The 10228-nt window shown below is 65.2% G+C and carries 10 protein-coding genes; 5 read left to right on the top strand and 5 right to left on the bottom strand.

What is annotated here, in order from left to right; genetic code table 11:
- Nucleotides 1-291: 291 nt before the first annotated feature.
- Nucleotides 292-2295, bottom strand: a complete 2004-nt coding sequence (locus VGH68_RS25560; protein WP_331606503.1) for a bifunctional DedA family/phosphatase PAP2 family protein — start codon at nucleotides 2293-2295, stop codon at nucleotides 292-294.
- A gap of 251 nt (nucleotides 2296-2546) precedes the next feature.
- Here VGH68_RS25560 and VGH68_RS25555 point away from each other — a divergent pair, with 251 nt between their 5' ends.
- Nucleotides 2547-2903: a hypothetical protein gene (locus tag VGH68_RS25555; protein WP_331606502.1), complete on the top strand. Its 357-nt coding sequence runs from the start codon at nucleotides 2547-2549 to the stop codon at nucleotides 2901-2903.
- 88 nt (nucleotides 2904-2991) lie between these two features.
- On the top strand, nucleotides 2992-3468 hold the full coding sequence (locus VGH68_RS25550; RefSeq protein ID WP_331606501.1) for an OsmC family protein: 477 nt from the start codon (nucleotides 2992-2994) through the stop codon (nucleotides 3466-3468).
- A gap of 107 nt (nucleotides 3469-3575) precedes the next feature.
- On the opposite strand, the gene VGH68_RS25545 is transcribed toward VGH68_RS25550, so the two are convergent.
- Together VGH68_RS25545 and VGH68_RS25540 are read right to left on the bottom strand one after the other, a co-directional pair.
- Nucleotides 3576-3809: a hypothetical protein gene (locus VGH68_RS25545; RefSeq protein ID WP_331606500.1), complete on the bottom strand. Its 234-nt coding sequence runs from the start codon at nucleotides 3807-3809 to the stop codon at nucleotides 3576-3578.
- A 78-nt stretch (nucleotides 3810-3887) separates the two neighbouring features.
- On the bottom strand, nucleotides 3888-4358 hold the full coding sequence (locus VGH68_RS25540) for an Lrp/AsnC family transcriptional regulator (RefSeq protein ID WP_331606499.1): 471 nt from the start codon (nucleotides 4356-4358) through the stop codon (nucleotides 3888-3890).
- A 154-nt stretch (nucleotides 4359-4512) separates the two neighbouring features.
- Here VGH68_RS25540 and VGH68_RS25535 point away from each other — a divergent pair, with 154 nt between their 5' ends.
- The gene (locus tag VGH68_RS25535) at nucleotides 4513-5211 is read left to right on the top strand and encodes a LysE family translocator (RefSeq protein ID WP_331606498.1); all 699 of its coding nucleotides are present in this window, start codon (nucleotides 4513-4515) and stop codon (nucleotides 5209-5211) included.
- A gap of 189 nt (nucleotides 5212-5400) precedes the next feature.
- Here the strand turns inward: VGH68_RS25535 and VGH68_RS25530 are convergent, their stop codons facing one another.
- Together VGH68_RS25530 and VGH68_RS25525 are read right to left on the bottom strand one after the other, a co-directional pair.
- The gene (locus tag VGH68_RS25530; RefSeq protein ID WP_331606497.1) at nucleotides 5401-5574 is read right to left on the bottom strand and encodes a DUF1289 domain-containing protein; all 174 of its coding nucleotides are present in this window, start codon (nucleotides 5572-5574) and stop codon (nucleotides 5401-5403) included.
- A gap of 237 nt (nucleotides 5575-5811) precedes the next feature.
- Nucleotides 5812-6321 (bottom strand): DUF1993 domain-containing protein, encoded by a 510-nt coding sequence (locus tag VGH68_RS25525; protein ID WP_331606496.1) that lies wholly within the window; start codon nucleotides 6319-6321, stop codon nucleotides 5812-5814.
- Between the two features lie 300 nt (nucleotides 6322-6621).
- On the opposite strand from VGH68_RS25525, the gene VGH68_RS25520 reads away from it, so the two are divergent.
- Together VGH68_RS25520 and VGH68_RS25515 are read left to right on the top strand one after the other, a co-directional pair.
- Complete coding sequence (locus VGH68_RS25520) at nucleotides 6622-8181, top strand: S53 family peptidase (RefSeq protein WP_331606495.1); 1560 nt, start codon at nucleotides 6622-6624, stop codon at nucleotides 8179-8181.
- A gap of 166 nt (nucleotides 8182-8347) precedes the next feature.
- A complete protein-coding gene (locus VGH68_RS25515) occupies nucleotides 8348-10018 on the top strand; it encodes a S10 family peptidase (protein ID WP_331606494.1) in 1671 nt (556 codons plus the stop codon).
- The last annotated feature ends 210 nt before the right edge of the window (nucleotides 10019-10228 follow it).

Below are 10228 nucleotides of genomic sequence, written 5' to 3'. Positions count from 1 at the left end.
TGGCGCAACGCGCGGTTCCATTGCGATGCGGCAAATGCGCCGGCGGTCGATTCACGGCCGCCGTGTCAGCGGCAATTTTGGATAGTAATTGCGCCGCGGCCTTTTTCGCGCGATTCCCAGTTCACATTTTCCGCTTCGCTTCGGTTCACATTTCGCGGCAATTCATTACAGTGCCAATCCGAAATCAACGCGGAGAAAACGGTGCTTTCAATAGGCGACGCTTTGGCATTGCTCGGGCACTGCGGTGGCGTCAGGTTCGCTAACGCGCGGCAGTGGCGATTCAACGAGCGGTCACTGGACCGGCGACACCAGCAATGACACCGGCACCCCCTGACAATCGACTCGCGCGATCATCGTCGCGCCGAATGCCCGGCCGGATTTCGCGCGCGCGTCGAACGGGCTCGCTTCTCTATCGATCCGCAGAACATTGAGCGGCCACGACGGCCGCGACAGCCGCTCGTGCGCGAATGCACCGACCCACAGCGGCGCGGCGGACAGGCCGTTGTCCACCTCATAACCGCTTGGCCAGAAGCGCAGCACGTAGCGCTCGTCGCGCGTGTCGCCGGGGCGCATGAACACCAGCGACGATGGCACGCCATTGTTCAGCTTCGGCAGCACCGGCAGCGACACCGCCGAGACGTCGGGCGAAGCGAGCGACAGCAGGCTGTGCGCGGACACGTCGGTGCCCTCGATCCAGCCCTGCGCGCGCAATTCGTCGCGGATCGAAGCGGGCGCCGACACCCATTGCAGCGTGAACGGCTCCTTGCGATCGCCGCCCATGTCGGAGCGATAGCACGGCACGCGCCGCCATTCGAACTGCTGCCACGCGGCCTGGGTCAGCAGCACGGGCGGCGGCCCCGATGCACTGTCCAGCGGCGCGGGTGTCGCGACGCCGAACTGCACGCCCACGCTGGCCAACACGACCGCGAGCACGACGAGCGGCATGAACCTGCGGCGCGGCGGCGCCTGCGGATGTCGCCAGACCGCGCTCAGCGCGACGATCGCCACCCAGCCGTACGCGAGCGCGGCGCCGCCGATCGCATCGGACACCCAGTAGCGGCCGAAGTACACGTCCGCGAGCGCGACCACGATCACGACGATGATGCTCGCGGCCGCGACCAGCACGCCTTCGAGCTTGCCCACCCGGCGCGCGAGCAGGAACGCGAGAAAGCCGTACACGATGACGGTCGCCGCCACGTGATTGCTCGGAAACACATAGTGGCTGGTCATCAGCTCGTTGGGCGGCGCGCGGCGCATCGCGAGTTGCAGACCGAGAATCAGCAGCTGGGAAAACGCGACCGCCGCGAGCCAGTAGCTGATCGTGCGCCAGCGCCGCTCCCACACCATCCATAGCGCGACCGTGACGATCAGCGCGATCAGCGTGAGGCCGCTGCCGAGCGTCGCAAGATGGGCGAGCACGGCGTCGCCCCAAGGCGTGCGCACCGATTGCAGGAAGTGATAGACCGACAGGTCGACGGTGGTCAGCGGATCGTGGCTGACGACGTCCTCGAGCACCCCGAAGAACAGCGCGCCGGCCAGCAGCACGGCGAGCGATGTGACGACGAGGTGGGTCGCGTCCGGCGTGTCGGGGTCGAGCAGGTTGCGCGCGACGCGGCCGAGCGGGCCGCGATGGCGGCAGGCCCAGTCACCCAGATGGCGGCCCGCCGCGCTCGACCACGCGTTCGTGTGCGACACCAGCAAAGCCGCGCCGCGAAAGCTGACCCAGACGATGCACACGAGCATTGCGAGGATCACCACCAGCCGGAACGACACCGCGCCGGCGAGCAGCACCGACGCGCCGAAGACGACGCCCGGGAGGATATGCGCGGGCGCCCAGATCAGCGCCGACAGCACGTTGATCGCGTAGAAGCGCGCCGGGCGCATCCCCATCATGCCCGCGACGACCGGCACGATCGCCCGCAACGGGCCGATAAAGCGCGCGAGCACGACGCTCTTCGCGCCATGTTTGATAAAGAAACGCCGGCCCGCGTCCAGTACCTCGGGATGTGTGCGAAGTGGCCAAAGATGGGCGATGCGCTCCTTGTAGCGCTCGCCGAGCCAGAAGCTCATGCCGTCGCCGGCGATCGCGCCGAGGATCGCGCATACGAACACCCAGCCGAGGCTCAGCGCGCCCGTGCCGGTCAGCGCGCCGGCGACGAACATCGCGGTGCTGCCGGGGATGAAAGTGCCGATGACCGCAATCGCTTCGAGAAACGCCGCGACGAACACGATCGCGAGCATCCACCCCGAGTGGCCCGCGAGCAGATGCAAAACGTGAAGGTAGGCGTGTTCCATCGTGCGCGACCGGCCGTGCTGGCGTTATGACGTTCTGGTGTCAGGGCGTGCTGGTATAGCGACCGATCATAGCGCGCGCGGACCCGCTCGGGTGTGGCGGGGGACAAGCCGGGCTTGCGGGTGCCGGGCGTCGCTGCATGCGACGGGCGATCGGGTCACAATAGCGGGCAGCGCTGCTGATGAACGCAGGCGCTGAAACGTCGCCGGGCACGGCGGGTCGATCCAGGTTGGGGGAACTCATGCGCAGTGTAATGAAGGGCATCGGGGGTGGCATCGCGCGGTCTGCGCTGATCGCGGCGGTGTTGACGGCAGCGGCGGCAGGTGCGGTCGACGCGCAGCAGTTGGGCACACCTCAGGGTGTGGGCGGCGCGCAGGCGGCTGGCGGCGGCGCGGGCACCACAACGGGTGCGGGAACGGTGACTGGCGGCGGCTCCAGTTCGTTGTTGGGCGCAGGCATCTCAGGTGGCGCCACGCCCGGCACGGGCCCGGCCGGATCGGTCGGCGCGGGTCCGGCGCTCAACACCATGCGGGCCAATGGCACGGCGCTTTATATGCCCGCCGATCCGCGCGCACCGAATGTGAGCGGCAGGGCGGCGCCGCCTCGCTAGCTCGCCGCTACTACCGAACGCGCGGCACGCGGCAGCAGCGGATGCCGCATATAGAATGCAGGTCGGGTCCGACAACAGGGGAAGGTCAATGGCGCATGGCGAGCACAGCTACCACGTATCGGTGCAATGGACGGGCAACCGAGGCAGCGGCACGTCGGGGTATCGCGACTATGGGCGCGATCACGTGATTTCTTCAGGCAGCAAGCCCGATATTCCGGGCTCGTCGGACCCGGCGTTTCTCGGCGACGCGCAGCGCTGGAATCCCGAGGACCTGCTGGTCGCGTCGGTGAGCGCGTGCCACAAACTCTGGTATCTGCATCTATGTTCCGACGCGGGCATCGTCGTGCTCGATTATCGCGACGACGCCGAAGGCACGATGCTCGATAGCGCGCAGCCGGGCCGTTTCTCGCAAATCGTGCTGCGCCCGCGCGTCGTGATCCGCACCGGCGGCGATGTCGAACGGGCCGCGCATCTGCATCACGTCGCCCACGAAAAGTGCTACATCGCGAATTCGGTGAACTTTCCGATCCTCTGCGAGCCGCTGATCGAGACAGACGCGCGCTGACGCGTGTTCACCGCTTCGAAGGCGGGTGCAACGCGGCACAATCGACGCATTCGCCGTATCTGATCCAGCCTCGAATGCGATGGCGCCGCGAGCGGGATGGCTGCCGCTCAGCGCTTGCCGTCGAGCAGGTCGCCTAGCATCTCGTCGAATGCCGCTTGCGCGTCTTCGAGTTCCTGCAGCGCGGCGTCGAAGGTCTGCAGCGCAAACTGCGAGGGTTTGCCGCTGCCTGCGGGCGGGAACTGCGCTTGCAGCGATGCAAACGCCGTCTGCACGCGCCGGGTCGCGATCAACACGCGCTCCATCGCGGCGGTTTCTTCCGCTCGCGCCTTGTCGTGGTCCATGAAAACTCCGCTTGCTGTAGCTTTGTCGGAGCGGCTCGCGCCGCGTCAAGGGAGGACTATGCCACGTCCGCGCACGGCTCACGAGAGCGGTAGACCACCCAGCGGCTTCACTTCGCGCAACGATAAGGCGGATTCCACCGACGTCACGCCGGGCAGGCCGCGCAGCTCGTCGCGCATGAAGGAACCGTAGTCGTCGAGATCGCGCGCGACGACCTGCAGAATGTAGTCGGCGCTGCCCGACACGTTGTGACACGACAGGATGCGCGGGATCGCCTGCACTTCGCGCTCGAACCGGTTCGCCACCATGCGGTCGTGCACCGCGAAGCGCACGAGAACGAACGCGATCACGCCAAGGCCGAGCGCGGCGCGCGAGAGTACCGCGCGGTAGTGGTCGATATAGCCGTCGTTTTCGAGGCGCTTCAGACGCCGCGCGCAGGGCGTCTCGCTGAGGCCAACCGTTTCGGCGAGACGCGCGTTCGACATGCGGCCATCGGTTTGCAACGCGGCAAGGATCGCGCGGTCGGTCTTGTCCAGGTCGTCGGATGGCATCGTCGGTTGAGGGTCTTGAAGTTGGGGGAAAACGCTTTACGGTGGATATATGCTAGCGTATTCCTCCAGATATGGCCGTGCCTAGTCAGTAATTCGCCAACAAATGCTACCTCGTCGAGAGCAAGATGGAGCCTTCAGGAACAAGGAGGCTGCGATGATTTCCGCTCATCTACTGGCCGTCTATGTGGCGGCTTTGGTGGTCGTTTATGCGGTGCCTGGGCCGGACATGGCGCTGATTTTGCAAACCAGCATCACGCGCGGGGTGCGCAGCGGCTTTGCGGCCGCCGCCGGCCTTGGGATGTCGCGCGCGACGCACGTGACGCTGTCGGCCTGTGGGATGGCGGCGCTCCTGCGCAACGCGCCGTGGCTGTACGACGTGGTGCGCTACGGCGGCGCGGTTTATCTCGCGTGGATCGGGATTCAAATCCTGCGCTCGCCCGGTTTTGCGCTGCCAGCGCACGCGCGCGAGCAGCGGGACACGGCGCCGGCGGACGTGGCGAATAGAGCAAACCCGTCGAACCCCTCGGGCGGCGAGGTGGCCGGCGCGCTGCGTCCGTTGCGGGCTGCGTTCGTCAGAGGCTTGCTGACGAATCTGCTCAACCCCAAGGCACTGCTGTTCTGCTCGGTGTTGCTGCCACAATTCGTGCGGTCGGAAGCGGGTCCGGTCGCGTTGCAGATGATCGAGCTGGGTGCGGTGCTGCTGGCGATGGGCGCCTGTTTCGACGCGATGTATGCGCTGGGCGCCGCGCGCATCGCTAACTGGATGCGCGCTCATCCGCTCGCGCAGACTTTGCAGCGATGGACGTTTTCGGCCGCGCTGATTGGTTTCGCGGTGCGGCTTTCACTGGATTGACGCAGGTTTGGCGACAGCCGGTACGGCCACGGGCCGGGAGCAGGCACGCTCACGCGCGGTTCCTTGATGCGCAAACAGCTGCGCGCAGTGTTATGCGCCGGAGCAACACATGCTTCGGCGTGTGCCATTTTCGAGGACCGCAAGCCTGCCGCCTACCGATCGCGAGCAGCACCGGGGTTGCGGCGCCACTCACTTCTTCAACTTGCGTTCGCGCCGAGGCCGGTCCTCGAGGATCTTCTTGCGATGCTTGTCCTTCATCTTCTTCCAGCTTTTGCATTCATCGCGCGTGCGCGTGCAGCCGATGCAAAAGCCGGTTTTGTCGTCGAACTTGCAGATATCGACGCAGGGTGACTCGATGCTCATGACCGGTAGCCGTCGCGGGTTGAGGTAGCGTGAATGTCGCACGCGCGACGCGCGCGTTGCCAGGTAATCGTGTTAATCGTGTTAATAGAGCACGTGTTAATAGAGCCATAGCGCAGCCGGCATCGATGCCGCTTGCAACTCCAACGCGCAGACGGTCAACAGCCTGTGGCACGGCCTGCCGAGGGCCAACTGAGCGCAGCACCGGCTGGCCCGCGGCAGTCCGACGGCTTTGGCTACTTACTGCATGCCGCCCAGATAGTCGAGCTTGCCAAGCTCCACACCGTTATGACGCAGGATGCCGTAGGCGGTGGTGATGTGGAAATAGAAATTCGGCAACACGAAACCGAACAGATATGACAGCCCGGTGAACTCGATCGGGCCCGACCGCATTTTCAGCGTGATCGTGCGGCTTTCCGAACCGTCGAGCTGTGCGGCGTTGAATTCCTTCAGATAATCGATCGTCTTTTGCAGACGGGACTGCAGTTCGTCGAAAGTCTGCTCGACGTCTTCGAATTTCGGCGGTTCGACGCCGGCCAGTCGCGCGGCGCATCCTTTCGCGGTATCGCTCACGATATAGATCTGGCGTACGAGGGGCAGCATGTCCGGCGCGAGCCGGGCGTTCGTGAATACCGACTGCTCGATCTGCCTGGCCGCGGCATGCGCTTCGGCTTTGCCCAGAATGGCCTGCAGGTTCGTAAGGCCGCGAATCAGCACGGGCAGTGACGCTTGATGCATCGAAATTGACATGAGTTCCTCTGGTTTCTCGAGCGGGCGCGCACGCGGCGCGCGAGTCAATGAGACGGCAGGAATGCCGCTGCAGCATCATAGCGCGACGCGCGCGGGACGCGCATTGGCCATTCGGACGACTGCCACGCGCGCCGGAACTGTGTTCGAATGCTTTGGTCGGACGGTTGACCCAGTCCTATAACGCCCGCCGCGCGTTGCCATGTGCGCTTACGCAATGCGCAGGTGCGGGCTCGGGGTGTGCTAGCGAGCCCACGGCCCGCGGAAATCGCGCGTCGCCACGCCAACAGGAGAGTCGACACTATGAGCACCAAGCACCCATTGCCAGGCAGCGAACGAACGGTCGAGCAAGGCGCGCAGGTTATCGGGCAATGCGACCCGGCGGAGCGGATCGAGGTTTTCGTGATGCTGCGCCGTCAACGCCAGGCGCAGTTCGATGCGTTGATAAGCCGGATCGAAGCCGGCGACCCTAACGTGAAGCCGCTATCGCGCGACGAGTTGGCCAAAGACTACGGCGCCGCGCCGGATGACATCGTGAAGATCAAGGCGTTCGCCGCCGCGCATGGGCTGACGGTCGTGCGCGAAGACGCGGCGCAGCGCTCGGTGCTGCTGAGCGGCACGATCGCCCAGTTCCAGAACGCGTTCGGGGTCAAGCTCGAGCACTATCAGCACCACACGGCCGGACAGTTTCGTGGCCGCACGGGCACGATCAGCGTGCCGGACGATCTGCATGGGGTCGTCGAGGCGGTGCTCGGGCTCGACAATCGGCCGCAGGCACGTCCGCACTTCCGCATCCGGCCGCCGTTCGCGGCGGCGCGCGCGCATCAGGAGTCGTTCACGCCACTGCAACTCGCGTCGCTATACCAGTTTCCGCAAGGTGACGGCCACGGCCAGTGCGTCGGCATCATCGAGCTGGGCGGCGGCTACAGCACGTCCGACCTGAAAGCCTATTTCGCAAGCCTGGGCGTGGCCGCGCCGACGGTGAAGTCGATCGGCGTCGATCAAAGCGGCAATCGGCCGAGCGGCGACCCCAACGGGCCGGACGGCGAAGTGACGCTCGACGTCGAGATCGTCGGCGCGCTCGTGCCGGCCGCGACCATCGCGGTCTACTTTACGCAGAACAGCGACGCGGGCTTTCTCGACGCGGTAAGCCGCGCGGTCCATGACACGACCAATAAGCCATCGGTGATCTCGATTAGCTGGGGCGCGCCGGAATCGGTGTGGACCGGCCAGTCGATGCAGGCGTTCAACAGTGTGCTGCAGTCTGCGGCGGCACTTGGCGTGACCGTCTGCGCGGCTTCGGGCGACAGCGGCTCGAGCGATGGTTCGGGCGGCGGCGATCAGGTCGACTTCCCGGCGTCGAGCCCGTACGTGCTCGCGTGTGGCGGCACGAGCCTTGTCGCATCGGGTTCGTCGATTTCGCACGAGGTGGTGTGGAACGACGGCGCGCAGGGCGGCGCGAGCGGCGGGGGAGTGAGCACTGCGTTCCCGGTGCCCGCGTGGCAGAAGGCGCTGTCGGCGGCGTCGACGGGCGGCGGCAGCAAGGCGCTCAGCGGGCGCGGTGTGCCGGATGTCGCCGGCGATGCGTCGCCGATCACCGGCTACAGCGTGCTGATTGGCGGCACGCAGACGGTGGTCGGCGGCACCAGCGCGGTGGCGCCGCTGTGGGCCGGGCTGATTGCGCGGATCAACGCGGCGAAGGGGCAGCCGGTGGGCTTCGTCAACGCGAAGCTCTACCAGACGCCGGGCGTATGCAACGACATCACGCAGGGCAATAACGGTAGCTTCGCGGCATCGAAGGGATGGGATGCATGCACGGGACTCGGCAGTCCCAATGGCGCGAAGGTGGCGGCCGCACTATAGTCTGCAACACGCGAGACAGATGCGAGACCAACACTGAGCAAACGCGAGGCGAACGCGGGATCAACACCGGAAGGGCCGGGCATCCCCGCGGCGTCCACGCTGGCATTGGATGTAGACGACGTAAGCACGAGGACGCACGACACGTAAAACAAACCTTGGAGCGATCATGACGAACACAGAGTCAGCTTCCGGCAATCAGCATCCGTCGCACGACGCGCCCGCCGCGGCCACGGCAGGCGCAGCTACCACCACGAGCGCCCCGCACAAGGCCAGCACGCGCGACCAGCCGTTCTTCGATCCGGTGGCCTACGGCAACGGCCCCGACGACTCGGTGAGCGCAACCGACGAGAGCGCCGCGATCACGCACCATGCGATCACGATCGGCGGACGCAAGATCGAGTACACGGCGACCGCGGGTCACCTCGTGATCGTCGATCCGAGCAGTTCCCAACCCGAAGCGCGGATGTTCTACGTCGCGTTCACGCAGGACGATCAGAAGGAAGAAACGCGGCCGGTCACGTTCTTCTATAACGGCGGCCCGGGTTCGTCGGCGGTATTCGTGCTGCTCGGCTCGTTCGCGCCCCGCCGCATCAAGACGTCGATGCCGAACTTCACGCCGCCCGCGCCGTATTCGATGGAAGACAACCCGGACAGTCTGCTCGACAAGAGCGATCTGGTCTTTATCAACCCGGTCGGCACCGGCTATTCGGCGGCGATCGCGCCGAAGAAGAATCGCGAGTTCTGGGGCGTCGATCAGGACGCTGACTCGATCAAGCAGTTCATCAAGCGCTTTCTGACGAAGAACAACCGCTGGAATTCGCCGAAGTATCTGTACGGCGAGTCTTACGGCACGGCGCGCAGTTGCGTGCTTGCGTATCGTCTGCACGAAGACGGTGTCGATCTGAACGGCATCACGCTGCAATCGTCGATTCTCGATTACACGCAGTCCGGCAATCCGGTCGGTGCACTGCCCACCGCGGCCGCCGACGCGTGGTATCACAAGAAACTCGGTGTCGCGCCCCGACCCACCGATCTTGGCGCGTTCGCCGAAGAGGTCGCGCAATTCGCGCGCACCGACTATCTGGCCGCGCTGCGCAAGTTCCCCACCACCGATTCCGCGACCGTCGAAAAACTGAGCGAATACACCGGCATCGACAAGACGACGCTGCTCGCGTGGAGCCTGGATATCGCGGGCTATGACAGCCGCGGCAATTCGCTTTTCCTGACCACGCTGCTGAAGTCGCAGGGCCTTGCGCTCGGCGAATACGACGGCCGCGTCACCGCGATCGATACTGGCATTGCCGGCAAGATCGACCCGAACTCCGGCGGTAACGACCCGACGATGACGGCCGTCACCGGTGTCTATACGACGATGTGGAACGTGTATCTGAACGAGCAACTCAAGTACACGTCGAATTCGGCTTTCACCGACCTCAACGATCAGACGTTCAAGTTCTGGGACTTCAGCCACATCGATCCGACCGGCGCGCAGAAAGGCGTCGATTCGAAGGGCAACATCATTCTCTATACGGCCGGCGACCTTGCCGCGGTGATGGCGCTCAATCCGGACCTGAAGGTGCTGTCGGCGAACGGTTTCTACGATTTCGTCACGCCGTTCTATCAGACCGTGCTCGATCTTCAGCAGATGCCGCTGCTCAGCCAGCAGGTGCGGCAGAACCTGTCTGCGCGGTTCTATCCGTCGGGGCATATGGTCTATCTGGATGGTGGATCGCGCACCGCACTGAAGGCCGATCTCGCGCAGATGTACGACGAGACCGTATCGAATACCCAGGCGCTCGGCCGGATTCGTGCGTTGCAGGCGCGCGTCGCAAAGTAGCGGCGGGTTGGCGGTCGTCGAGGCGGTCGCGCGCCCGGATGGTCGGGCGCGCGAGGCACGCTTATTCTGACCAGGCGAAGCCTCGGGCCGCGTCTCGCCGATGCACGGCTTTTGTACTGACGTATATCGGATGTGTTTTAATTGCCCTGCGAATTGAACTACCGCGCGCCGCCGCCGGCGCGCCGACGAATGAACGCAGGCATTGCAGAC

The sequence above is a fragment of the Paraburkholderia sp. genome (assembly GCF_036488505.1).
GTDB lineage: Bacteria > Pseudomonadota > Gammaproteobacteria > Burkholderiales > Burkholderiaceae > Paraburkholderia.
Note: the sequence above shows the minus strand (reverse complement) of the source record. Positions and strands in the feature narration are given on the sequence as shown.

Excerpts from the sequence above, each read along its gene's own strand:
- VGH68_RS25545 (WP_331606500.1), bottom strand. The coding sequence starts at position 3,809 with ATGGACCACGACAAGGCGCGAGCGGAAGAAACCGCCGCGATGGAGCGC.
- VGH68_RS25550 (WP_331606501.1), top strand. The coding sequence starts at position 2,992 with ATGGCGCATGGCGAGCACAGCTACCACGTATCGGTGCAATGGACGGGC.
- VGH68_RS25560 (WP_331606503.1), bottom strand. The coding sequence starts at position 2,295 with ATGGAACACGCCTACCTTCACGTTTTGCATCTGCTCGCGGGCCACTCG.
- VGH68_RS25540 (WP_331606499.1), bottom strand. The coding sequence starts at position 4,358 with ATGCCATCCGACGACCTGGACAAGACCGACCGCGCGATCCTTGCCGCG.
- VGH68_RS25555 (WP_331606502.1), top strand. The coding sequence starts at position 2,547 with ATGAAGGGCATCGGGGGTGGCATCGCGCGGTCTGCGCTGATCGCGGCG.
- VGH68_RS25530 (WP_331606497.1), bottom strand. The coding sequence starts at position 5,574 with ATGAGCATCGAGTCACCCTGCGTCGATATCTGCAAGTTCGACGACAAA.
- VGH68_RS25515 (WP_331606494.1), top strand. The coding sequence starts at position 8,348 with ATGACGAACACAGAGTCAGCTTCCGGCAATCAGCATCCGTCGCACGAC.
- VGH68_RS25525 (WP_331606496.1), bottom strand. The coding sequence starts at position 6,321 with ATGTCAATTTCGATGCATCAAGCGTCACTGCCCGTGCTGATTCGCGGC.
- VGH68_RS25520 (WP_331606495.1), top strand. The coding sequence starts at position 6,622 with ATGAGCACCAAGCACCCATTGCCAGGCAGCGAACGAACGGTCGAGCAA.
- VGH68_RS25535 (WP_331606498.1), top strand. The coding sequence starts at position 4,513 with ATGATTTCCGCTCATCTACTGGCCGTCTATGTGGCGGCTTTGGTGGTC.